The 23,189-nt window shown below is 68.9% G+C and carries 23 protein-coding genes and 1 other RNA gene; 13 read left to right on the top strand and 11 right to left on the bottom strand.

Annotated elements, in window-relative coordinates; all coding sequences use genetic code 11:
• Window positions 1-69: 69 nt before the first annotated feature.
• Together priA and ODE13_RS00590 are read left to right on the top strand one after the other, a co-directional pair.
• A complete protein-coding gene (gene priA / locus ODE13_RS00595; RefSeq protein ID WP_322477527.1) occupies window positions 70-843 on the top strand; it encodes a bifunctional 1-(5-phosphoribosyl)-5-((5-phosphoribosylamino)methylideneamino)imidazole-4-carboxamide isomerase/phosphoribosylanthranilate isomerase PriA in 774 nt (257 codons plus the stop codon).
• Window positions 840-1,805, top strand: a complete 966-nt coding sequence (locus ODE13_RS00590) for an SseB family protein (RefSeq protein ID WP_322477526.1) — start codon at window positions 840-842, stop codon at window positions 1,803-1,805. Before priA ends, ODE13_RS00590 begins: the two co-directional genes overlap by 4 nt.
• A gap of 59 nt (window positions 1,806-1,864) precedes the next feature.
• Here the strand turns inward: ODE13_RS00590 and ODE13_RS00585 are convergent, their stop codons facing one another.
• The 4 genes from ODE13_RS00585 to ODE13_RS00570 form a co-directional block, all read right to left on the bottom strand.
• The gene (locus ODE13_RS00585) at window positions 1,865-2,386 is read right to left on the bottom strand and encodes a MarR family winged helix-turn-helix transcriptional regulator (protein WP_322477525.1); all 522 of its coding nucleotides are present in this window, start codon (window positions 2,384-2,386) and stop codon (window positions 1,865-1,867) included.
• Between the two features lie 203 nt (window positions 2,387-2,589).
• The gene (locus tag ODE13_RS00580) at window positions 2,590-3,348 is read right to left on the bottom strand and encodes a hypothetical protein (RefSeq protein ID WP_322477524.1); all 759 of its coding nucleotides are present in this window, start codon (window positions 3,346-3,348) and stop codon (window positions 2,590-2,592) included.
• A gap of 91 nt (window positions 3,349-3,439) precedes the next feature.
• The gene (locus tag ODE13_RS00575; RefSeq protein WP_322477523.1) at window positions 3,440-4,102 is read right to left on the bottom strand and encodes a hypothetical protein; all 663 of its coding nucleotides are present in this window, start codon (window positions 4,100-4,102) and stop codon (window positions 3,440-3,442) included.
• Window positions 4,103-4,173: 71 nt separating this feature from the next.
• Entirely contained in the window at window positions 4,174-8,193 is a 4,020-nt protein-coding gene (locus ODE13_RS00570) for an FtsK/SpoIIIE domain-containing protein (RefSeq protein WP_322477522.1), read from the bottom strand.
• A 307-nt stretch (window positions 8,194-8,500) separates the two neighbouring features.
• Here ODE13_RS00570 and ODE13_RS00565 point away from each other — a divergent pair, with 307 nt between their 5' ends.
• The 11 genes from ODE13_RS00565 to ssrA all read left to right on the top strand — a co-directional run bounded on the left by ODE13_RS00565 (window position 8,501) and on the right by ssrA (window position 17,994).
• Window positions 8,501-9,727, top strand: coding sequence for a CpaF family protein (locus ODE13_RS00565; protein WP_322477521.1), 1,227 nt, complete (start codon window positions 8,501-8,503; stop codon window positions 9,725-9,727).
• Window positions 9,724-10,584, top strand: coding sequence for a type II secretion system F family protein (locus ODE13_RS00560; protein WP_322477520.1), 861 nt, complete (start codon window positions 9,724-9,726; stop codon window positions 10,582-10,584). Before ODE13_RS00565 ends, ODE13_RS00560 begins: the two co-directional genes overlap by 4 nt.
• Entirely contained in the window at window positions 10,581-11,522 is a 942-nt protein-coding gene (locus ODE13_RS00555) for a type II secretion system F family protein (protein WP_322477519.1), read from the top strand. The genes ODE13_RS00560 and ODE13_RS00555 overlap by 4 nt, the downstream gene beginning before the upstream one ends.
• 95 nt (window positions 11,523-11,617) lie before the next feature.
• Entirely contained in the window at window positions 11,618-11,854 is a 237-nt protein-coding gene (locus ODE13_RS00550; RefSeq protein WP_322477518.1) for a hypothetical protein, read from the top strand.
• 6 nt (window positions 11,855-11,860) lie between these two features.
• The gene (locus ODE13_RS00545; RefSeq protein WP_322477517.1) at window positions 11,861-12,289 is read left to right on the top strand and encodes a TadE/TadG family type IV pilus assembly protein; all 429 of its coding nucleotides are present in this window, start codon (window positions 11,861-11,863) and stop codon (window positions 12,287-12,289) included.
• Window positions 12,276-12,785 (top strand): hypothetical protein, encoded by a 510-nt coding sequence (locus ODE13_RS00540; RefSeq protein ID WP_322477516.1) that lies wholly within the window; start codon window positions 12,276-12,278, stop codon window positions 12,783-12,785. Before ODE13_RS00545 ends, ODE13_RS00540 begins: the two co-directional genes overlap by 14 nt.
• Window positions 12,782-13,363 (top strand): pilus assembly protein TadG-related protein, encoded by a 582-nt coding sequence (locus tag ODE13_RS00535; RefSeq protein ID WP_322477515.1) that lies wholly within the window; start codon window positions 12,782-12,784, stop codon window positions 13,361-13,363. Before ODE13_RS00540 ends, ODE13_RS00535 begins: the two co-directional genes overlap by 4 nt.
• Before the next feature lie 88 nt (window positions 13,364-13,451).
• Window positions 13,452-14,564: a peptide chain release factor 2 gene (prfB, locus tag ODE13_RS00530; RefSeq protein WP_322477514.1), complete on the top strand. Its 1,113-nt coding sequence runs from the start codon at window positions 13,452-13,454 to the stop codon at window positions 14,562-14,564.
• A 195-nt stretch (window positions 14,565-14,759) separates the two neighbouring features.
• Window positions 14,760-16,583, top strand: coding sequence for a cell division ATP-binding protein FtsE (gene ftsE, locus ODE13_RS00525; RefSeq protein WP_322477513.1), 1,824 nt, complete (start codon window positions 14,760-14,762; stop codon window positions 16,581-16,583).
• Entirely contained in the window at window positions 16,580-17,497 is a 918-nt protein-coding gene (gene ftsX, locus ODE13_RS00520) for a permease-like cell division protein FtsX (protein WP_322477512.1), read from the top strand. The genes ftsE and ftsX overlap by 4 nt, the downstream gene beginning before the upstream one ends.
• A gap of 119 nt (window positions 17,498-17,616) precedes the next feature.
• Window positions 17,617-17,994, top strand: a transfer-messenger RNA (tmRNA) gene (gene ssrA / locus ODE13_RS00515).
• Between the two features lie 107 nt (window positions 17,995-18,101).
• Here the strand turns inward: ssrA and smpB are convergent.
• From smpB to ODE13_RS00480, 7 genes are all read right to left on the bottom strand, one after another.
• On the bottom strand, window positions 18,102-18,605 hold the full coding sequence (gene smpB / locus ODE13_RS00510; RefSeq protein ID WP_179542451.1) for an SsrA-binding protein SmpB: 504 nt from the start codon (window positions 18,603-18,605) through the stop codon (window positions 18,102-18,104).
• A gap of 196 nt (window positions 18,606-18,801) precedes the next feature.
• The gene (locus ODE13_RS00505) at window positions 18,802-19,203 is read right to left on the bottom strand and encodes a CrcB family protein (protein WP_322477511.1); all 402 of its coding nucleotides are present in this window, start codon (window positions 19,201-19,203) and stop codon (window positions 18,802-18,804) included.
• Window positions 19,200-19,739 carry a CrcB family protein gene (locus ODE13_RS00500; RefSeq protein WP_322477510.1) on the bottom strand — a complete coding sequence of 180 codons (540 nt, stop codon included), beginning with the start codon at window positions 19,737-19,739 and terminating at the stop codon, window positions 19,200-19,202. The genes ODE13_RS00505 and ODE13_RS00500 overlap by 4 nt, the downstream gene beginning before the upstream one ends.
• Before the next feature lie 65 nt (window positions 19,740-19,804).
• Window positions 19,805-20,557, bottom strand: a complete 753-nt coding sequence (locus ODE13_RS00495) for a metal-dependent transcriptional regulator (protein WP_322477509.1) — start codon at window positions 20,555-20,557, stop codon at window positions 19,805-19,807.
• Window positions 20,554-21,456 carry a metal ABC transporter permease gene (locus ODE13_RS00490; protein ID WP_322477508.1) on the bottom strand — a complete coding sequence of 301 codons (903 nt, stop codon included), beginning with the start codon at window positions 21,454-21,456 and terminating at the stop codon, window positions 20,554-20,556. The genes ODE13_RS00495 and ODE13_RS00490 overlap by 4 nt, the downstream gene beginning before the upstream one ends.
• Window positions 21,453-22,223, bottom strand: coding sequence for a metal ABC transporter ATP-binding protein (locus ODE13_RS00485; protein WP_322477507.1), 771 nt, complete (start codon window positions 22,221-22,223; stop codon window positions 21,453-21,455). Before ODE13_RS00485 ends, ODE13_RS00490 begins: the two co-directional genes overlap by 4 nt.
• On the bottom strand, window positions 22,220-23,185 hold the full coding sequence (locus tag ODE13_RS00480; protein ID WP_322477506.1) for a metal ABC transporter solute-binding protein, Zn/Mn family: 966 nt from the start codon (window positions 23,183-23,185) through the stop codon (window positions 22,220-22,222). Before ODE13_RS00480 ends, ODE13_RS00485 begins: the two co-directional genes overlap by 4 nt.
• Window positions 23,186-23,189 lie beyond the last annotated feature (4 nt).

Genomic DNA, 23,189 nt, shown 5'->3' with positions numbered 1-23,189 from the left:
GCCGCCACATCGGCCAGCCCGCTACGACCACCCGCAGGACCACCGCCGCAGGAAGAGAGATCCGCCGCCATGGCTGAGAGCGCCCCCGAGAACACTCCCGAGACCGCCACCGTGCCCGCCCTGGAGCTGCTGCCCGCCGTCGACGTCGCCGACGGCCAGGCCGTCCGTCTGGTGCAGGGGGAGGCAGGTTCCGAGACCGGCTACGGAGATCCACTGGAGGCGGCCCTGACCTGGCAGCAGCAGGGGGCCGAGTGGATCCATCTGGTGGATCTCGACGCCGCTTTCGGCCGCGGGCACAACCGTGAGGTGCTGGCCCGCGTGGTGAAGGAGCTGGACATCAAGATCGAACTCTCCGGAGGAATCCGCGACGACGAGTCGCTGGACCGCGCTCTGGAGTTCGGCGCGACCCGGGTGAACCTGGGCACTGCCGCCCTGGAGGACCCCGAGTGGACTGCGCGCGCCATCGAGCGCCACGGCGAGGCCATCGCGGTGGGACTCGATGTCCGCGGCGAGACCCTGGCCGCCCGTGGCTGGACCAAGGAAGGCGGCAACCTCTGGGAGGTGCTGGAGCGCCTCGAGGACGCCGGCTGCCCGCGGTACGTGGTCACCGATGTCACCAAGGACGGCACCCTGCGTGGGCCCAACACCGATCTGCTGGCGGAGGTCTGCCGGCGCACCGCCAAGCCCGTGGTGGCCTCCGGCGGGATCTCCTCCCTGGAGGACGTCTCCGCGCTGGCCAAGATGGTCTCCCATGGCGTGGAGGGTGCCATCATGGGCAAGGCGCTCTACGCGGACAAGTTCACCTTCCCCGACGCGCTGAAGGTGGCGGCCGCTTCGGCATGACGCACCATCACGGCGAACAGGGGCACCGGCCGAACCGGGCACGGAACCCGCTGGACCAGGGCGCCGGGGTCGCCGAGGACACCGAGGGCTCAGCCCGTGAGCTTCCGTCCCACATCGCGAACCTGTTGCAGCGTCAGTCGCGTGCGGCCGATGGCCGGCCTGCGGACTCTGCGGGCATCCCCTGGGAGGGCCGGAACCTCTCCGGAGAGGGGAATCCGCTGCATGCCTTCGACGGCGACGACGGCCGGGCCTCCGTGCAGCTCGTCACGGCGCGTCAGAGGCTGCTGGCCGGACAGTTGGACGAGGCCGGATTCGTCGCCGCGCTGCAGGGGCAGAGGCTCTTCGTCCCGGTGATCGCCACCGTCGGCGAGCACGGGGAAGCTGACGCCGGCGCCCCGGTTGGTGACAAGGAGGCCGACATCGCTCTGGTGACCATCACTTCCGCCTCGGGGCGTCCGGCCATGCCGATCTTCACCTCAGTGGAGGCGCTGACCTCCTGGCACCCTGAGGCCCGTCCCGTGGCCGCAGAGGCAGAACGGGTCATGCTGGCGGCTCTGGCCGAAGAGTCCGAGCTGGTGGTGCTGGATCCGGGGGCGGACTTCACCTTCGTGGTGCGGCGTCCGGCTGTGGTGGCCCTGGCGCAGGGCGGGCAGTGGACACCCTCGTATCAGGATCCGCAGGTGGCCGCGGCGCTGGAGGGAATCGTGGAGCAGTGCCTGGGCGTGTCCCGGCTGGTGATGGCTCCCGGCAGGGGCGTGGGCACGGCGACCGCTTCCGGCACACCGGTCGCCGGGGGCGGCAGCGGGCCGGAGCTCAGGATCGGGGTGGTGCTGGAGCCCGGGGTGGACGCGATCGACGGCCGGCTGGCGTTGGCCAGTGTGCAGGCGTCTCTGGAGGATCTCACGGTGCTCCGGCAGAGGGCGGACTCTGTGGAGGTCGTGCTGGCCCGCGAATCTGGCTGAGCGGAGCAGTCACGAGTTGCACCAGAGGTGGTCGGCCGCGGCCTGGCGCTTCCTGCCGGTCAGCGCAGCTCCGTCTCCTCCGTGGTCTGCAGGAGTTTCCTGCAGATCTCCCGCAGGGCTGCGGCCTCGTCCTCGTCGACGCTGTCGTGGAAGATCTGCCGGATGTGCTGGGCGTGGACCGCGGAGGCCTCCCGAAAGACCCGGCGCCCTTCCTCGGTCAGCGTGGCGGTCATCCCGCGACGGTCGGTCGGGTCCGCGCACCGGCTGATGAGCCCGCGGGCCTGCAAGGACTTGGCCTGGTACGAGAGTCGTGAGGGGGAGAAGACCATCCGCTCGGCGAGCTCCCCCATGCGCAGCTGATTGCCTGTGGCCTCGGTGAGCAGGAGCAGCAGGTTGTAGTCGGTCAGGCGCAGTCCGGTGGTGGAGTGGAGGCGCTTCTCCATCTTCACATTGATGGTCGCCGCAGTCTCCACGAATGAGCGCCAGGCCCGTGCCTTGATGGAGGATCCGGTGAGGTCCTGAGCCGCGGGAAGAGCCTCGGCCGAGGAGTCCTGGTCGTCGTCGCCCTTGATGGCGGTCACGCGGGCACCTCCTGCGTGCATCAGTCGTGCGGTGATCGAAGCCTGTTCAGTCTACGTCACCCCAGCTGAGGGGCATCTGAGGCGCTGCCCGGGCGTGCGACGGCACGGTCAGGGCGCCCCGCGGACTTCGCGAGGCGCCCTGACCGTGCTGAGTCGTGCTGAGTCGTTCCGAGTCGTGCTGAGTCGTTCTGGTGAGTGTGAGGTCAGTCGTCGATGTGGATGACCTCGGCCGAGGTGACGTCCACCGCGATCTCTCGGCCGTTGTCGAGCTCGATGTCCCAGACGACGTCGCCGCCCTCGGTGTCGAGCTGTGCCTCGTCCACGAAGGCGCCGGCCGGATCGCCGGCGTGCTCCTCAGCGGTCTGAAAGGCCTCGGCGATGTCGATCTCGATCGCGTCGATCTCGCGCAGATCATCAGAGTCGGGGGCGTCGTCGTCCTCAGTGTGGACGATCTCGCCGCTGGCCTTCTCCGTGTGGAGTTCACGCTCGATGCCGTCCACGGAGACGTGCCACTCGTAGCGGTCGTCGTCGGATTCCACCTCGAAGACCACACCGTCCGGGTACTCGGCCTGCACGGTCTCCAGGCCGCCGTAGAGCGGGTGGTCCTCACCGGAGGCTGACGGCTCGTCCTCCTCCTCGGCGGGGTCTTCCTCCGCCGTGGCGTCAGCGTCCTCCGCCGGGTTGGTCTCGTCAGCCTCGCCCTGTGCGTCGTCGGCAGCGTCCTGGTCCTCGGCGCCGATGGTCACGGTGGAGTTCGGCTCACCGTCGCCTGAGGTGTCCAATGTGTCGTCAGGGCCGCAGGCGGTCAGGACCAGAGCAGCCAGTGCGGCAACGGACAGTCCGGTGATCGTCGCGGGAGAGAGGGTGCGGGAGGCCGGGGTCATGGTGTGCTCCTTGGAGGGGACGTGCTCGGCGGGTGCCTGGGGCGAGCGCTCGTGGTCACCGTGCGTGTTCTTCTGCATGCTCAGCATTCTGCGCACCGCAGATGAGAGATCGATGAGACCCTGATGAGGTCTTGATGAGAACCGCCGGTGTGGATCTTCCGACGTGAGATCAGTCGGTGTCTTCGTCCACGGTGTCGGGATCGCCGCCGATGTTGTTGTCTTCGACGGGGTTGTCGCCCTCGGGCACGATGGCGCCGTTGCGGGCGTCGACGATCACGGTGTTCTCGGAGGTTGCGCCCTCCACCGTGATGGTCCAGACGACGAGGTCACCCTCACGGCCCTCCAGCCGGGCGTCGAGGACCAGCCCGGACGATTCGGTCCGGGCGATCTGCATGGCGCGCAGCATGGGCACCTCTGCCTCCGGCGCCACCTCCTGCAGCGACTCCTCGGCTCCGCCGCCGTCCAGCGTCTCGACGTCCGCGGTGCCTTCCTGATTGGTCACCACGGTGCGGACCTCCTCTCCGTCGACGAGGATGTCCACTGTCATGCCGGTCTCATCCGCACCGGTCTTGTCGAAGGCGACGGCCTTGCCCTCTTCCACGCCCAGGGCGGTGTTGACCGCCTGGAGGGCCACGTCCCGGGTCAGGTCGATGTCATCGGCGTCATGGGGGTTCTCCGCGGAGGGCTCGGTCGAGGGCGCAAGGGTCTCGTCCTCGTCCACACCGTCCGGCTGCTCGGGCGCGTCGTCGTCGGGGGAGCCGCAACCGGCCAGAAGGCTCGCCGAGACGGCGATCGCGACCAGGGCTGCGGAGCTGCGGGATGCACTGAACATGCCTCCATCTCTATCGTCGCGACCTCCATGGATCCTGGATGTGTCCTCGATGAGCTCACCGATCCGACGTGTCATGTGGGCCAGGCCCACTGGATCATCCGCGGCCCCTCGGGCCGCAGGTGCACGGCGCGTCCCGGAGTCGGGCGCCTCAGCACGGGGACGTTCACGGCGAAGAAGTCGGCCTGTGACCGGTGGGTGGGGCTGAGCAGCATGTTGCTCGGTGAGGACCGGGCGTGGTGGTACCAGGGGATCTGCGAGTACAGGGAGCTGCTCGGCGTGGCGGCGCCGACCACCTGCACGCCCCGATGGATCCAGGTCTCCAGCGTCCGGTGCTTCTGCGGGTCGAGGCGATCGGCGTCGTCCAGCAGCAGGACCCGTGCCGGGGGCTCGTCCGTCCACGGATCGTCTGCACCCCAGAGCACAGCATCCTCGAGCTGACGGGCCAGCACCTCCAGGCAGGTGCTCCGCCCGGTTCCTGAGGTCCCCAGGATGAGGGTGGCCGGCGCGTCTCTCCAGCCCGCGAGCCGCTGGGTGAACTGTTCGACGCCGATGACGGCTTCCGCCCTCCCGGGGGCTCCGGCGGGGCAGGGGGCCGCCGCACGCACCTGCTCGAGGGAGATCAGCTCCGGCAGCGGCTGTACCGAGATCTGTGGCCGGACGGAGTTCTGCGGGTGAACCGCAGGACCGCGAGTGGAGGCGCCTGAGCCCTGTGCTGTCGCGTCCGGCTCGGGCACGGTGACCAGCTGGATCTCCGCTCCTGGGCACGGGTGATCGGTGTCGAGGAGGATGCCGCGGCCGGGGAAGCTGTCCACCGGGCGGAGCTTGGGCCACAGCATCCGGGTGTCTTGGGAGACCCCGTGGGGAAGATAGACACGGCGCGGCAGGCGGGAGCCGACGCGGCCGCTGGCCAGCTCGCGCCCGCCGGAGAGCACCACGGAGATCCCGACGTCGGCGCCCTCGCTGATCAACGTGCCCAACAGGTGCTCCATCTGTCCGCCGCCGGGGCCTTGGGAGGCCTGGTGCCATTGGGGGTAGCCGCTGATCACCAGGACGATCTCTTCGTCGTCGGGAGACGTCAGGACGCTGCGGGTGCGCCGAGCGCTGAGCTCGTCCTGGAGGAGCTGGAGCAGGTGATCCACCTCGGCCGGGTGGTCCTCGGTCAGCCAGCTGGCCAGCGCCGGGTGGTCGGCGAAACGCTGCAGGGACCGGTCGCCGTCGAGCAGGTGCACCTGCCAGCGGGGGCAATCCGGCCCGGCGAGGCCGCGGAGCAGCTGCGAGGCCAGCGCGACGAGGACCTCGCGACCCCCTGACCCGCCCTCGCCGATCAGGCCGAGGCTGCCGTCTCGGCGTGGATCCCACGGCACCTGGACCTGGTCCTGTTCGTCCGGCAGGTCCACGCGGCCCAGCACCGGCGGCCCGTCTCTTCCGCCTCGGGCGGCGCGCGGATCGAGGTCCTGGGTCAGCGGGGGCAGCAGAGGTGTGTGGCGGCGAGTCCTGCCCGATGCTTGGCAGGCACGGCCGAGGGCACGGACGACGTCCTGGGTGGCCGCCCCGCCGGAGTGGGCGCCCTGTGCCGGCGGGGGAGTGCTCCGGGCCGGCGACACCGCCAGCTTCTCGGTCGCAGCGGTCAGCAGACCTGTCTGGAAGAGGATCGGCTGCTCCCCGGGCTGACGCAGGATCCCGCGGCCGGGAAGGTTCCTTGGGATCCTGCCGGCGTCCACGGTCCCCACGAGGTCACGGGACTCATCTTCGCTGCGCAGTCGCAGCGTGATGATGCTGCCGATGTTGGCGCGGATGTCGGCGGTGACGACCCCCTGGGGGCGTTGGGTGGAGAGCACCAGGTGCAGGCCCAGCGATCGCCCGAGCGTGGCCAGGCGCATGAGCTCGTCCATGGTCTCAGGGAGTTCATGGGAGAAGATCCGGAACTCGTCGATGACCACCAGGATCCGTGCCAGTGGCTCCTGCGGGCGCAGCCGCCGGTACTCCGCATAGTCCCCCGCCCCGGCCGCCAGGAACAGCCGCTCTCGGCGCACCAGCTCGGAACGGATGCCCTCCAAGGTGCGTTCCGCCTGGGCCTGGGAGAGGTCGGTGATCAGCCGCAGCGAATGCTCCAGCTCGGCCAGGTGTTGGAAACTGGCGCCGCCTTTGAAGTCGAAGAGCACCAGCGCCAGCTCCTCCGGGCCGTAGCGGGCGGCCCACCCCAGGATCAGCGCCTTGAGCAGCTCGGACTTCCCCGAGCCGGAGGTCCCCGCCAGCAGGATGTGCGGACCGTCCTCCACCAGGTCCAGGGACTCCTCACCGGCGGCGCTGCGGCCCAGCACTGAGAGCAGGGACCCAGCGGCTGACCGGTCCAGCAGCTTGGACGGCAACGGAACCTCCAGCTGATCTGGGACGATCCCCTCAACGAGGAGCGCCGTGCAGTGTGGAAGCGCCAGACGCAGGAGATCTTCCAAGCTCGCTCGGGAGAGACCGTCGACCACCAGTCCACGGGCGCCGCCGGACCCACCATCGATGCGACGGCGGTCGTCCCCGTCAGGCGCCCCTGCCGGATCGGCGAGGGCCCGGTCGACCTCGCGGTGACGTAGCTCGTGGGCGTTGAGATCGATCTCCCAGGCTGAGCGCTCGCCGGGGGTACTTGAGCACGTCTCCTGAGTCCGATGCGTGAGCACGCACCAGCCGTGCCGCAGGGCATCGTGGAGCTGGTCCACGGTGATCGGCTCATCGACCAGCAGCACCGCCGGCGGTGCCGAAGCCTGCAGCGCGTCAGGACGGAGCTGACCGGCGGGCACCACGGTGACCTCGTGATCCTCCAGGACTGAGGGCCAGTGCTCTGGACTCCCGATCACGAGGATCTGGGGTCGGGCAGTGCGCTCGCGGATGATCAGCTGGGCGAGGATCCAGTGCAGGAGCCGGCGGCGAACCCGTTGCGGGCCGCTGATCGTCACCTGCTCACCGGGGCGCAGCGGCACTCCAATGCCGCACTGCACCAAGACGCTCTCCATCTGCCGCGTCGTGGCAGGCAGACCCACCGCCGGGGAGGTCACCCCGTGTCCCAGACGCACCACCGGGGCCGGCGCCGAACCGGTTTCGGCGGGTGTCTCCTGCGGGGAGGAGCTGACCGGCGCGTCGTCCTCTGCGGCACCCGCGCGAAGCCGTCGGACCAGAGCCCCGGGAGTGTCCAGCCGATCGTCGACACGATCGGCCCACCGTGAGGCAGCCGAGTCCACGGCGGTGCGAAACCGACGACGACGGCGGGCCGCGTCGGCCACGGTCGCGGCCGCCACCAGCGCGGACACTGCGCTGAAGAGCAGGAAGAACCACATGCCTGTCACGAGCACCAACACGATGCCGATGATCAGGGGTACGCAGGCCATCATGAGCATCATCCGATGCTTGCCCTCCGGCGGATCTTCCTCCACGGGCTCCAGAGGGGGCGGCCAGAGACCGGGAGCGGCAGGGGGCGGTGCTCCGGTGACCAGACGCAGCGTGGCGTCTCCGACGTGAAGGGGCTCCCGGCTCGTCCAGGGGGTGGTGGGGTGTCGAGGACTTCGCCACGACCGCGGGGTCTTCGCTGACACGGTCACTGAACGGGCACCGACGTCGATGAAGCAGTGTTCCCGTGCGATGCCTGGGTCGGCGAGCGGGACGGCGACGGATCCTCGGCCTATCGTGTGCCGGCCTCGCGGCAGCGCGAGCAGACGACCTGCGTCCGGCCCCTCGTCCACGCAGAGCTGCAAGGGCGTGACATCACCAGGTGCCGCTCGGCGCTTCTGCGGCTCGCCCGGTCTGTCGGCAGTGGAGCCCGAGCCTGTGGGGTGGAAGACCACCACCATGCCGGGGTGGATCCGCGGCGACCCCGGGGGCAGTGCGGTCAGCGGCACGCCGGCGACGGTGGCCTCCACCGGCCTCGGGGATGTCCCAGCCCAGATGGTCAGCGCGTCGTGGAGCTGCGCGCCGGACGGGCGGGCGGCGCCGTCGATGCGAAGTCTTGCGTCATATGTGCCATATCCCGGCGCCGAGCGCCGAAGGGCCTGCCAGCGGTGCTGGGGCATCGCCTCCGGTGTGGTGACCACTGTCAGGGTCAATGACATCGTTCCTCCTCAACAGCGTATCGACCGGCGTCGGCGAGGCCAGCCTAGCCATGTGGCAGCGTTCAGGGAGCCCAGCTCAGACGGAACTGTGGATAATTCCGAAGGGGGGCTCTGTGTCGTTGAGTTATCCACAAGCTGCGTCATCCTTGTGGCTCGTGTCTCATCTGCTGGCTAGGGTGTTGCTCTGTGAGTCCGGCCAGGGACGGGCCGGAAGGACGGGGATCGGCTGGGGAGCCGAGCCCCGGTACCAGGACCGGCGCTGGGAGACGCCGGATGACAGCCGGCACAGCACAGAGGGGGACGAGTCGTGGATGCTCTGACGATCGTGGAGGAGGAGGTCCGGGAGCAGATCCGTCTGTGCGGACTGGACCCGGCAGAAGATCGGGGCGGGCTCCGAGACATGGTCGAGGCCGCAGTCGATGAGTATGACAGGCGCTCGATGGTGAGCTCCCTGCCGCTGATCGGTGAGCTGGAGGCGGCAGTCAAGCACATCCTGGACTCGGTGGCGGGTTTCGGAGAGCTTCAGCCCCTTCTTGAGGACGACTCCATCGAAGAGGTCTGGATCAACGGTCCGCAGGAGGTCTTTGTGGCTCGCGGGGGCCGTTCGGAGCTGACGTCCGTCACGTTGACCGAAGAGCGCGTCCGTGACCTCGTGGAACGCATGCTGAAGAGCTCCGGTCGTCGGCTGGACCTGTCCTCACCTTTCGTGGACGCCGCCCTGCCTGACGGCTCTCGTCTGCATGTGGCGATCCCCGACATCACCCGTCGCCACTGGGCGGTCAATATCCGCAAGTTCATCGCTCGCGCCTCCAGCCTGGATGATCTCGTCCATCTCGGTTCGCTCTCGGTGGCCGCCGCCCGCTTCCTGGAGGTGTGCGTCGCCGGCGGCATGAATGTGCTGGTCTCTGGTGCGACGCAGGCTGGCAAGACCACGATGCTCAACTGCCTGGCATCGGCCATCGGGCCCCGGGAGCGGGTCATCACCGTGGAAGAGATCTTTGAGCTCCAGCTGCCCCTCCGCGACGTGGTGGGTCTGCAGTGCCGCCAGCCGAATCTCGAGAACGAGGGCGCGATTCCGCTGCGGCGACTTGTCAAAGAGGCGCTGCGCATGCGCCCTGACCGACTCATCGTCGGTGAGGTCCGCGAGGCGGAGAGCCTGGACATGCTCATCGCGCTCAACAGCGGCCTTCCTGGCATGGCGACAGTCCACGCCAACGGTGCTCACGAGGCACTGACCAAGATCTGCACCCTGCCCCTGCTCGCCGGGGAGAACATCGGCCGCGGTTTCATCGTGCCGACGGTCGCGTCCTGCGTGGACCTGGTCGTGCACTGCGCACGCGATGGGAGGGGGAGCCGCCACGTCGAACAGATCGTGGCGGTCGGCTCCCGGGTCGAGGCCGAGCGCATCGAGACCTCCACACTGTTCACCCGCAACGAGGGGGAGCTGCAGGTGAGTCCGAGCGCAATCTTCGACCTGCCGAAGCTCTCGGAGGACGGACACGGCCAGCTGGCGAGGGCGGGGGTGCTGGGGTGAGTCTGCTGCTGGGCACCGCCCTGGGGATGGGGCTGCTGCTGGTCTGGTGGTCCTTCTGGCCCCGTCAGATGGACCGTCCTGATCGTGCTGGGAGGCGCGCGGGACGCCTTCGGCGTCTGCTCGCGGAGGCAGGGCATCAACGTGTCGGGGTCTCGGGCGCGGTGACGGCGATCCTCGCCTGTGCGGTGGTCGGCTTCCTTCTCGTGATGCTGCTGACTGCGGCCGTCCCGGTCGCGCTGTGCTTCGCTCTCTTCGCCTCCTCCGTACCCGTGGTGGTGCTGCGTTGGCAGGCGGCACGCCGACGGGCGGTGCTCCGAGAGATCTGGCCCGACGTCGTCGACCATCTTCGCTCCGCCGTGCGGGCTGGGATGTCGCTTCCTGAGGCGCTCATCCAGCTGGGCAGCTCCGGCCCGGCACCGCTGCGTGAGCCCTTCGTGGAGTTCTCCCGGGACTATCGCGCGGGCCAGAACATGCAGACGTCCCTGCGGCGGCTCAAGGAGAGACTCGCCGACCCGGTCGGTGATCGGATCATCGTCGCGCTGACCATCACTCGAGAAGTGGGAGGCTCGGATCTGGGCAGGCTGCTGGGAACCTTGGCGGAGTTCCTCCGCGAGAATGCCCGCACCCGCAGCGAACTCGAAGCACGTCAGTCGTGGACGGTCAACGCCGCGAAGCTGGCCGTCTCCGCGCCCTGGGTCGTCGTGCTTCTGCTCTCCACTCAGCCGGAGGCCGCAGAGGCCTACCGCGGGATGACGGGGCTGATGGTGCTCGCCGCAGGCCTGGTGGTCTCCCTCGTCTGCTATCGACTCATGCTGCGCATCGGTGCGCTGCCGCAGGAAGAGAGGGTGCTGCTGTGAGCGTCACGATCACCTGGGCAGTCATCGTCGGACTAGGGCTCGGCCTCGGGCTGCTGGTGGTGGTCTTCTCCCTGCCGGTGATGAACCGCCCCCGCTTCGTCGATCGGATCTCCCCGGCCCTGCGTTCCACAGGAGTGGGCGCCGGGCTGTTCACACCGACCGCCCCGCCTCTGGTCCATCTGGGGGCCGTGGGGCGGATCTTCACCCCGCTGCTCAAGGCCGCCATGGTCCGTCTGGACAGATTCAGCCTCGATGTCGCCGCGCTGCAGCGTCGCCTGGACCAGGCGGACTCACGGACCACCCCGTCGGAATTCCGGCTCCAGCAGGTCGCCATGGGTGCTGCAGGTGCTGTCCTGGGGGCTGCGATCAATCTGGTGGCCTTCGTCTCCGGGCAGTTCCACGGGGTGGTGGCCGTGCTGAGCGTGACTGTGCTGGCCGTGCTGGGGTTCGCCCTTCGCGACAACCTGCTCAGCTCACAGATCCGCCGTCGTCAGCGCCGGATGCTCTCCGAGTTCCCCACGGTGGCGGAGATGATCGCCCTCGCGGTCAGCGCCGGGGAGAGCGCTCCTGGGGCATTCGAACGGGTCAGCCGAGTCTCCCGCGGTGAGCTGAATGTCGAGCTCACCCGAGTGCTGCGGCAGACCCAGGCCGGCACGAGTTTCTCCCACGCACTGAAGACCATGTCGTGGCGTGTGCAGTCACCACCGATCTCACGATTCCTGGAGGGCATCATCGTGGCGATGGAGCGGGGCACACCTCTGGCCGACGTCATGCGGGCTCAGGCCCAGGACGTCCGAGACCTCTCGAAGCGCGACCTGATGGAGACCGCGGGCAAGAAGGAGATCTCGATGCTCGTCCCACTCGTCTTCGGGGTGCTTCCGCTGACCGTCATCTTCGCCGTCTACCCCGGGCTCGAACTTCTCTCCATCGGAGTTTGAGGCCCGCACTGCACTTGACCACCGTACGCACCGAGACCTGAGCTCCAACCACTGAACCGATCACCATCCATCACATCATCGGAGAGGAACACACCATGTACGTCCAGAAGAACCAGCCCCAGACGCCAAGCTGTGACGAGCGACGGGACCTCGAGCACGGCCGTGGCCCGGCCGCGCTGCTGACTCGTCTGCACACCGAGGAGCGCGGTGACGTGCCGGGCTGGGTGATGATCACCCTGATGAGCGCCGTGCTGGTCGCGGGGCTGCTGGCCATCGCCCAGCCGGCGCTCCAGGGGCTGTTCAGCGACGCCATCGACCAGGTGTCCCGTTGACCTCCGATGGCGAAGATCAGTAAGTCCAGCCCGTGCGGGGGACGGGTCGAGTGCCGATCCCTGCTGCGTGAAGAGCGTGGTGCCGCCACTGCGGAGTTCACCATGGTGGCCACACTGCTGGTGCTGCTCACACTGGCGGTCATCCAGCTGATGACCTTCGTCCACGTGCGCAACACGCTCATCGATGCTGCCTCCTCCGGCGCTCGCTTCGGGGCTCTGCACGACCGCACCGCGGAGGACGGGGTGGAACGGACACGATCGCTCATCGCCTCCTCGATCGCCGGCGACCACGCCGGAGACGTCACCTACACCTACGTCGATGAGGAGGAAGGCCGCACGTTGCGCATCACGGTGCGGGCCGGGGTCCCGCTGATGGGGATCGGCCCCGGTCTCGGAATGCTCGAGGTGCAGGGGAGGGCCTATGCCTTCGACTGACACCCGTCCGTCGACTCGTCGACTCCGGACGTCCGGGGCTGCCGGCAAGCTTCTGGCCCCGCTGCGCCGTCGGCTCGGGCCGGTGGAAGCGGAGGACGGCTCCTCGATCGTGGAGTTCATCCTGCTCGCCGTGCTGCTGCTGATCCCGATCATCTACTTCATGCTGGGCGTCTCATCAGTCCAGGGCGCCTCGTACGCCGCGTCCGGGGCAGCCGACCAGGCCGCGAAGATGTACGTGGCCGCCGAAGGCGGCGAACCGCGGGCCGACAGCCGCAGCGAGGCCGCGGTGCTGGCCGCGCTGCAGGACTTCGACATCGCCGCAGACCGGGCTACCGTCAGTCGGGGCTGCCCCCAGGGTGACTGCACCGCCGACGGTGACCTTGTCACCTTCTCGGTCGAGATCCAGGTCCCGGTGCCTCTGGTCCCTGACGTCGGGTCCTGGCAACCCACTCTGGTCACGGTCTCCTCCACCTCGGTGCAGGTGCAGGGCGGATGAGCGACGGGACCCGCCCTCTCAAGTCGACCGGGGGATCAACGCCGCACCGCCGGGGGAGGGATCCCAGGCGAGGCACCGGGAGGGGCCGCAGGGCCGCCGGGGGAGTCCACCGTCAGGTCCTGCCTGGCGTCCATTCCGGCGTCCGAGCCCGCTGCCGGCAGCTGCATGACGAGGAGTCCGGCCAGTCCACGGTGCTGATCCTGGGCATGATCCTGGTGGTGCTGATGCTCGTCTCCGTGGTGGTCGGCGCCACTGCGGTGAACCTGGAGGCCCGCAAGCTGCTCTCGACGGCCGACGGCGCCGCCTCCGCAGCGGCACAGAGCGCCGCAGGAGCAGGCTCCGCACCGACCCTGACCTCCTCTCAGGTCCGCGCCCAGGCTCAGGACTATCTGGACGCCTCCGGTGCGCACGGCCGCCTCCCCGGGCTCGAAGTCACCGACGCGTGGGTCGCGGACGGGGGCCAGACGGCCCACGTCCGGCTCGGGGCTTCGGCCGAGCTGCCGATCCTCAGCTGGTTCCTGCCCGCCGAGATCCCGATCAGTGCAGAGTCACACTCCCGGGTCAGCCTCAATCGCTGAGCCGCTGCGGTGGAGTCCTGCGCAGCCGGCGCCGGAACGGGTGCCGCGGCAGGCGAACCTCCCCGCCAGCCGGTAGGGTGGAGACGTTATGGCAGAGACTGATTTCCCCACTGAGCTGCGCTCCCTGCGCTCCACCCTCAACCGCATCACCGACGTCACCGACGTGGACAAGCTCCGGGACGAGGTGGCGGAGCTCAGCGAGCGGGCCGCCGCGCCGGACCTGTGGGACGACCAGGCCAACGCACAGAAGATCACCTCCCAGCTGAGCCACAAGCAGTCCGAGCTCGAGCGCCTCACCAAGCTCGCCGGACGCATCGACGACGTCGAGCTCATGGTGGAGATGGCCCACGACGAGGGCGACCAGGAGGTCCTCTCCGACGCGGTCCAGGAGATCGAGTCCATCCGCAAGGCTCTGGCCTCCCTGGAGATCGTGACCCTGCTCGCCGGGGAGTACGACGAGCGTGACGCCGTGGTGACCATTCGTTCCGGCGCCGGAGGTGTGGACGCCGCGGACTTCGCCGAGATGCTGCTGCGCATGTACACCCGGTGGGCCGACCGCCGCGACTGGACGGTCAAGGTCCTCGACACCTCCTACGCCGAAGAGGCCGGGCTGAAGTCGGCCACCTTCGAGATCAAGGCACCCTATGCCTTCGGCACCCTCTCGGTGGAGGCCGGCACGCACCGTCTGGTGCGCATCAGCCCCTTCGACAACCAGGGCCGCCGCCAGACCTCCTTCGCCGCCGTCGAGGTCATCCCTCTGATCGAGGGCACCGACAGCATCGACGTCGATGAGAACGACCTCAAGATCGACGTCTACCGCTCATCCGGGCCCGGCGGCCAGTCGGTCAACACCACCGACTCCGCGGTGCGCATCACCCACCTGCCCACCGGCACCGTGGTCTCGATGCAGAACGAGAAGTCGCAGATCCAGAACCGCGCCGCCGCCATGCGAGTCCTCGAGTCCCGCCTGCTGCTGCTGAAGCAGCAGGAGGAGGCCGCGGAGAAGAAGGAGATGGCCGGCGACATCAAGGCCTCCTGGGGTGACCAGATCCGCTCTTACGTGCTGCACCCCTACCAGATGGTCAAGGACCTGCGCACCGAGCACGAGGTCGGCAACACCTCGGCGGTGCTCGACGGCGACCTTGACGGCTTCATCGATGCCGGCATCCGCTGGCGTGCCCAGTCCCTCCTGGAGAACTGAGCGCGGCCGGGCTCCCGGACCCTCCGGGCTGCCTGGGCACCTCTCCGGTGCCCCACCGGTGGCCCAGGAACTTCCGGCACGCCGTCGCTGATGGCCCGAAAGCGGTCGCAGCTGAACTAGAGTCAGAACGCGCCGGCCTGCCTTCCCCGACCTGTGCCCCGAACGGCCGGTGCGCGCCGGGGCAGCTGGTGAGAGATGATCCGCTTCGAACACGTCACACGGCGCTATGAGCCGGGAGGCCGCCCGGCCCTCGACGACGTCACGGTGGAGTTCAACCGTGGTGACTTCGTCTTCCTGATCGGTGCCTCAGGCTCCGGAAAGTCCACCCTGCTGCGCATGATCCTGCGCGAAGGCCTGCCGCAGCGCGGCAAGGTCACGGTGGCCGGCCAGAACCTCGGCCTCATGCTGGAGCGCCGGGTGCCGGACTACCGGCGAAGCGTCGGCATGGTCTTCCAGGACTTCCGCCTTCTGCCGGACAAGACCGTCTTCGACAACGTGGCCTTCGCCATGCGGGTCATCGGAGCCAAACGCTCGCAGATCCGTGAACGGGTGACCTCCGTCCTGGAGCGGGTCGGACTCGAAGACCTGGGCCGCCGCTATCCGCATGAGATCTCCGGCGGAGAGCAGCAGCGTGCCGCCATCGCCCGAGCCATGGTCAACGAGCCGGCCATCCTGCTGGCAGATGAGCCCACCGGCAACCTGGATCCGCGAGCCTCCGACGAGGTCATGAAGATCCTGCGCTGGATCAACGCCTCCGGCACCACCGTGGTGATGGCCACCCACGATCGGGCCATCGTAGACCGCATGCGCCGCCGGGTCGTCCAGCTGCACGACGGGGCGCTGGTCCGCGACGACGAGCGCGGCTCCTACGACCCGCCACGCGGCTCACACGCCTGGACCATCCTGCGGGAACAGGAGACCAGCGGGGCGCTTCGAGCCCACGACCCGCGCCCCGCGCCGGCACTGACGGCGGAACCGGCTCCGCACACGGTCACCGCAGATGCCGCCCGGAGCGCCGGCGAGGATGTGCCCGCCGTGGCCTCCTCCGACACCGACTCGGAGTCCACACCGGAGCCCGGCACCACGCCCGAGGAGAGCTCCGCGTCCGGAGACGAGGGGATCCATGTGAGCTGGCCGGATCATCTCCGCGGTCCGCAGGCCATGGTCGATATCCCCGAACCCACTGGCGAGTTCGACGGCGCCGAGATGCCTGACCTGGACCGTGACGGCTACACGGAGACCGAGAGCGGGCTTGAGCCCGAGGGGGAGGGCGCAGACCCCGAGAGGCTGCGCGACGCGCTGCGTCAGGCTGTCTCCTCTCACACGCAGATGTCCGCCGGACCGGAGGGCGCCGCGGAGAAGCCACGGCTCTCCTGGCTGTCTCACGCCGCCGGGGGAGAGGTCGACCGCCAGGGCAGTGCCGCGACTCCCGCAGCCCCTGGGTCTGCCAACGACCGCCGTGATGAGATCGAGGATGCCCGGCTCCGCGCGCAGAGCAGCGAGGATGAGCCGCCCATCCATGAGCCGGACCACCCGGCCTCTCGCGGCCAGGGCCCCCGACGGCGCCCTCCGGTGCCGCCGGCCAGTCCGGCTGAGTCTGCCACGGCGGCGACTCCCGACGAGGGTGAGGGCCCGGCCTCTTCTGACCCGGCCCCGCCTGACCCGGCCCCGCCTGACCCGGCCCCGCCTGACCCGGCCTCTGTCGAGCCGGTCGACCGTGACATCCCGGAGCACGTGCCCGATGCCGACCGCCCCGCCAGCGCCGTCGACGCCGAGGGCGAGGAGGTCGCCGACCTGCCCTTGGAGCATCACGAGTCTGACGCAGCTTCCCCGGCGGAGGATCCGATCGAGCATGCTGCACCCGGCGGGTCGAGCCCCGACGCCGAGTCTCCTGAGGTCCCGAAGCCACGCTCCTCGGCCTCCCAGTCCACCTATACCGACACCCGCCGCACCGCTGAGCAGCTCGGGGTCACCGGAGAGCATCGCTCCATCTGGCGACGACTGAGGAGGAACCGATGAATCGCCTGCTGTACATGCTGCGCGAGACGTTCACCTCGCTGCGCCGCAATGTCGCCATGGTGGCCTCGGTCATCCTGGTCACCTTCATCTCGCTGACCTTCGTCGGTGCCGCCGCGCTCATGCAGACCCAGGTCGATCAGATGACCGACGACTTCTACGACCGGCTCGAGGTCTCGGTGTTCCTCTGCACCGAGAACTCCACGCAGTCCGCCTGCCCCACCGGGGCGATCAGCGCGGACCAGCGTGAAGCCCTCGAGGTCTCCCTGGAGGAGGGTGCGGCGAGCCAGTACGTGGCCAGCTTCCGGCACGAGTCCCAGGAGGAGGCCCTGGAGAGCTTCCTCGAGTCGCGTGGTGAGAGCGCCCGCACCGCGTCCCTGGAGGCCGCGGACATGCCCGAGTCCTTCCGGATGCTGCTCCATGAGCCGGAGGAGTATCCGATCGTCACAGAGCTGTTCTCCTCGGCGCCGGGAGTGGAGACCGTGGCCGATCAGCAGGAGGTCCTCGATCAGATCTTCGCGATCCTCAACGGGTTGACGATTGTTGCACTCATCATCGCTGCGGTCATGATCGTCTGCGCAGTGTTGCTGGTCTCCACCACCATCCGGCTCTCCGCCTTCAGCAGACGCCGGGAGACCGGGATCATGCGTCTGGTCGGCGCCTCGAAGTCGATGATCAGGCTGCCTTTCGTCTTCGAGGGCGTCATCGCCGCAGTGATCGGCTCCCTGTTGGCCTGCGCGGCGACCTGGGTGGTCGCCGAGTTCCTGTTGGGTCAGTGGCTCTCCCAGCAGGTCCCGGGGATCCAGTTCATCGACGCCTCCTCCTCCTGGATCATCATGCCGGGGCTGGTGCTCATCGGTGTGTTGCTGGCGGTGCTGTCCTCCTGGCTGACGGTCCGTCGCTACCTGCGCGTCTGAGCGGCGCCCCGCTCCAGGAGCCCTGTCGGAATATTGTGGCCCCTGCCTCGGTTGTCCTATACTGGAACACCTGCTCCGCACCGATGGTGCGGCAGGGACGGTGATTGACAACCGCATAAGGGGACGATCGGTTTCGACGATCTGAGTTGAGCATGGGGAAGCGGGCCGAGGATGTAGGGTGACCTCGTAAATACCACTCTGCAAAACAATAAGTGCCGATTCTAAGCGCACTGACTTCGCCCTCGCTGCCTGATAGCAGCGACCGCGAGTCTGTCGGCCTGAGTTTGCTGTCGACTCAGCAGCCGGCATCAGCTAGATAGCCACTGGACGCCGTCCTTGTCGTGGGGACGTCGCTCGACAATTTCACGACTGGGCCCGGGTCAGCCACTTGTCTGCATGATGGCTGGGGCCGAGTAACACCCGATGCGCAGACTGCGCCCGGAGAAGTCCATGCAAGGCCAGATCGGACGCGGGTTCGATTCCCGCCGTCTCCACGAAAAGCCCCGCCAGGGTCTCTCTGGCGGGGCTTTTCTATGCGGTCCTCCCTGCGGAGGTGTGCTGGTCGACAGGTCAGCGCACCCGGTGCGTGGCGCCCAGGAGAGCCTCAGGCGGCGCCGCGGTTGCGATAGCGCATGGCGCGCTGGGCGTCGCGTTCGTCCTGCTTGCGGCGCAGGGTCTCGCGCTTGTCGAACTCGCGCTTGCCCTGGGCGATGCCGATCTCGACCTTTGCGCGGCCATCCTTGAAGTACAGCTGGAGAGGGACGATCGTGTGGCCCGGCGACTCGATCTGCCGGGTGATCTTGACCAGCTCCTTGTGATGGAGCAGCAGCTTCCGCTTCCGGCGGGCGCTGTGATTGGTCCACGTGCCGTTCAGATACTCCGGGATGTGGACCTGCTCGAGCCACAGCTCGCCGCCGGAGGAGAACGCGGCGAAGCCATCTGTCAGAGAGGCCTGCCCCTCGCGCAACGATTTCACCTCGGTGCCGGTCAGCACCATCCCCGCCTCGTAGCGGTCCAGGATGTTGTAGTCGTGCCGTGCTCTCCGGTTGGTGGCGACCACATTGTTGTTGGGGTCCTTGGGACCCTTGCGTGAGTTCTTCTTCGCCATGGTGCCACCTCCTCGCAGCTGCATCGGGGCCAGTGCCCGCGGCCGCATGGCCGGCCGCAGAGCCGACTGTCCATGATACACCCAGGCCGTTCCCTGTGTGAGGGATCACACCACGCGGCGTCGGTCGGCGCGGTCCGCGGGGACCCGTCGCGTGGCAGCCCCCCGACAGGCCGTCCCCACGCCGCGCGGAGGTGCCTCAGAGAGCCGCGAGCCCGGAGAGCGCCAGCCCGATGCCGGCGGCCAGGAAGCCACAGGCGACGTTGACCAGCCAGATCCAGGCGGCCTGCATCCGGTGACCGTCCACCCATCGCTGGGCCGCGCGCAGCGAGACCGTCGCGAAGGTGCTCAGCGCACCGATGAGCCCGTAGCTGACCACCGTGATGACACCGGGGGAGAAGACCCCGGACTCGGGCACGGCCTCCAGGGCTGTCAGCGCGGAGAACCTCCCGAAGAGGAAGCCCAGGAACAGGCAGCCCAGCGAGTTCGCCACCAGGATGCCGTAGCGCACATAGCGGTCCAGCAGCAGGCGCAGCACCGCTCCGGTCGCACCGCCCAGGGCCACCCCGAGAACCACAGCGACCGAAAGGGTCGTGGTCATCTTCTCTCACCCCCAGGATCCAAATCCGACCGCGCACTGCGGCGCACATAGGGGTCCTCCACACCTCCGAAGATCGCCCGACCCACGGTGATCCCCGCCGCGGCGGCCCCGGTGGAGGCGATGACGCTGATCAGCAGATAGAACAGCATCTCCACGGTCCCCGGGTTCACGTAGGTCACGGCGCTGAGCTTCTCGAAGGCTCCGCCGGGCACCGCGGGCATCACCGCAAGGATCACCAGGGAGAAGGTCGTGTAGGAACCCAGCAGCCCGGTGCCCAGCACCGGCACCGCCCAGCGGCGCAGCGCCGGCCGGGCCGCTGCGATCCCGGTGAGCATCCCGAGCATCCCGGAGCCGGTGATGTTGATGAGCAGCGTCGTCCAGGGGAACTTCATGCCGTGCTCAGGGATGACCTGCCCCAGGCTCAGCCGCAGCAGGGCGCCCACAGCTCCGGCGCAGGCGACCAGCAGGATCAGCGCCGGCAGCGGGGGAGCTGTCGGCGCCGCTGCGGCGGGAGCGGGTGTGACGGGAGAAGACACCGTCCAAGCCTAATACGCCGCACGGCCCAGGAGGTGCAGCCCGGTCGGATGAAGCTGCCTCGGGTTCAGCCTGTGGCGTCCTCGGACAGCGGCGTCGACGACGACGGCCGGGAGGTCGTCACCACCGACACCCGCATCGCGTGAGCCAGCTCATGGGCCAGTCGGATGCCTTCCCCCGCTCCGGTGCGGGCCACCACGACGTCGCCGGAGTCGGAGGCGGTCACCTGCACCTGCGCACCGATCTCCATGTCCTGCTCCGCCAGGATCCGCAGCGCGTCCGGAACTCCGTCGTCCACCTGCTCCAATCGCACGGCCGAGGCGGCCGGAACCCGGCACAGCAGCTCGGTGTCCGGGTAGTCCATGCTCAGGTCCGGGCCGGGAATGGGGTCACCATGCGGGTCCACCCGTGGATGCCCCAGGCGGGAGTCGAGCCGGTCCACGAAGTTCTCCGAGACGGCGTGCTCGAGCCGCTCGGCCTCCTCGTGGACTTCGTCCCAGCCGTAGCCGAGCTCGCGCACCAGCCAGGTCTCGATCAGTCGATGACGGCGGACCATCGCCAGAGCCAGCTGGCGCCCCTGCTCGGTCAGCCGGATCGGGGCATACGGCTGATGGTCCACCAGGCCCAGGTCTGCCATCTTGCGCACCATCAGCGTCACCGACGGGTTCGACACGCCCAGGGTCCTGGCCAGCGCCGACGCGGTCACCGCGGCGTCGTCCCATTCGGCCAGCCCGTAGATGGTCTTGGCGTAGTCCTCCACCGATGTGGTCGCCGAGGCGGTGCGGGTGGAGCGTCCCTGGGCGGAGGTGCGCGGGGTCATGTGGTCCTCTCGGTGGACGCGGAAGCCTGGTCAATTCTAGGTGCCGCCGGACGATGCCGCCGCACCGCCTGGCCCAGCAGGCCCTTCCGGGGGGCGAAGAGGTAGGCCGCAGTGAACTGCGCGGCCTGGACCAGCACGATCGTGCCGCCGGTGGCGATGTCGAGCCAGTAGCTGGCATAGACCCCCACCACCGCCGAGGCCACCGCTGAGGACGAGGCCACTGCGAGCATCGGCCCGAAGGTGCGGGTGACCAGCAGCGCCGTCGCCCCGGGGATCACCAGCATCGCCACCACCAGGATGATCCCCAGTGTCTGCAGGGCGGTCACCGTGGTCAGTGCCAACAGCATCAGCAGCACCGCGGAGAGTCCGGCGGTCGAGAGACCGATGGTGTGGGCGAAGGTCCGGTCGAAGGCGAGCAGCGTGAAGTCCCGGCGTTTGATGAGCAGCACCGCCGCGGTCAGCGCGCCCAGCACCAGGACCTGGTAGAGGTCCGTCCGGGAGGTCCCCAGCACATTGCCGAAGAGGATGTGCTGCAGGTGCGTCTGGCTCGGGGTCCGGGAGATCAGCACCAGGCCCAGCGCGAACAGCGAGGTGAAGACCACGCCGATGGCAGTGTCGTGCTTCAACGTCGAGGAGGTGCTGATCCCCCCGATCAGTGCGACCGCCAGCATGCCGAACACGAAGGCGCCCACGGCCATGGGGACTCCGAAGATGTAGGCCAGCACGATGCCCGGAAGGATGGAGTGGGCGACCGCCTCTCCCATCAGCGACCAGCCCATGAGCACCAGCCAGCAGGAGAGCAGGCCGCACACCGCCGCGGCGACCACCGACACCAGCAGGGCGTTCTGCATGAACCCGAATTCCAGGGGCCCCAGCAGCAGCTCGGACAACGTGCTCATCGCTGCCCCTCCGATCCCGGCAGCTCCGGACCCAGCCCCAGCACCGTACCGAAGGCCCGGGCCAGGCGCTCTTCGGTGAGCACCGCCTCGGGAGGCCCGGAGGCCAGCACGGTGCGGTGCAGCAGCACCACCTCTTCGGCCAGCTCAGGGATCCCTTCCAGGTGATGGGTGGAGACCAGCAGCGTGGTGCCGGCGTCGCGCAGCTGGTGCAGCACGGCGACGATCAGCTCTTCCGAGGCCCGGTCCACCCCGGCGAAAGGCTCGTCCAGCAGCATCAGCGGCGCCTCCTGGGCGATCGAACGGGCCAGGAATACGCGCCGCCGCTGCCCGCCTGAGAGCTCGCCGATCGTGCGCGTCCGAAGTCCGCCCAGGCCCACCTGGTCCAGGGACGCACCGACCCGCTCGCGATCCGCCGTCCGGGGGCGGCGGGTGAAGCCCATGTGCCCGTAGCGACCCATCATCACGGTCTGCTCCACCGTCACCGGAAAGGAATGGTCCACCTGATCATGCTGGGGGACGTAGCTGACCAGATTGCGTCGACGTGCCGCCTGAGGGCTCCGGCCGAACAGCCGCACCCGTCCGGCGGCGGGGGCGCGCAGCCCCAGCAGCGCGGCGAACAACGTGGACTTGCCCGAGCCGTTGGCACCCACCAGGGCGCAGAGCCGACCGGGCGTCACCGTGAGGTCCACCTGCTCGAGGGCCAGCACTCCGGGGTACCCGGCGCTGAGGCCGTGCACTGCGATGGCGTCAGGGGCCGACTGGCTCATCGGCCGGACCCCTCCGCGTCCGCCCCGTCGAGGATGAGTTCCAGGTCATGGCGCAGCAGATCCAGGTAGCTGGGCACCGGGCCGTCCTCCGCGGAGAGGGAGTCCACATACAGCGGCTCGCCCAACTCGGCGCCGGAGTCCTGGGCCACCTGCTGCTGGGCGGCCTCGTTGACGGTCGACTCGCAGAACACCGTGGGGACCTGATGGTCCTGCACGTAGCGGATCTGCGCCTCGATCTGCTGGGGCGAACCTTCGTCGTCGGCATTGACCGGCCACAGATAATGCTCGCCGAGGTCGAGGTCCTCGGCCAGGTAGCTGAAGGCGCCCTCACAGGTGACCAGGTGGACGTCGTCGAGCTGCTCGGCGCGGTCGCGGGCCTCGGCGTCGAGATCCTCAAGCTCCTCGCGCAGCGCATCGGCGTTCTCGGCGAAGACCTCGGCGTCCTGGGGGGAGAGATCCGTCAGTGCCTCGTCGATCGCGTCGACGTACTTCACGCCCTGCTGCGGAGACATCCACGCATGGGGGTTGATCGGCATCTCCGTGGAGTCGTCCGGATGGCCGGGCAGCCGGGTCACCGACAGCGGATCGATGTCATCGGTGACGACGACGGTGGACGCCTCGGACTGGTCGAGGAACTGCTCCAGCCAGGCCTCCAGGCCCAGGCCGTTGGCCAGGACCAGATCCGCCTCCGCGGCGTCGCGCACATCACCGGGGGTGGGGTCATATTCGTGGATCTCCGCCCCCAGCGGAGTGATGGAGCGGACGTCGACCCGGTCGCCCCCGACCTCGGCGGCGATGTCCTGCAGCACGGTGAAGGTGGTCAGCACCACCGGCACGTCCTCACTGCTGGGCTCTGCCTCATCCGATCCGCTGTCCGATCCTCCGGCAGGGGAGCAGGAGCTGAGCAGCAGCGCACCGAGGGCGAGGAGTGCGGCCGTGGACGTCGTCGTGGAGTGGCGCATGGCT

The sequence above is a fragment of the Nesterenkonia sp. HG001 genome (genome assembly GCF_034438835.1).
Taxonomy (GTDB): Bacteria; Actinomycetota; Actinomycetes; order Actinomycetales; family Micrococcaceae; genus Nesterenkonia; species Nesterenkonia xinjiangensis.
The sequence above is the reverse complement of the archived record's forward strand: the minus strand, read 5'-3'. Positions and strand labels throughout refer to the sequence as shown.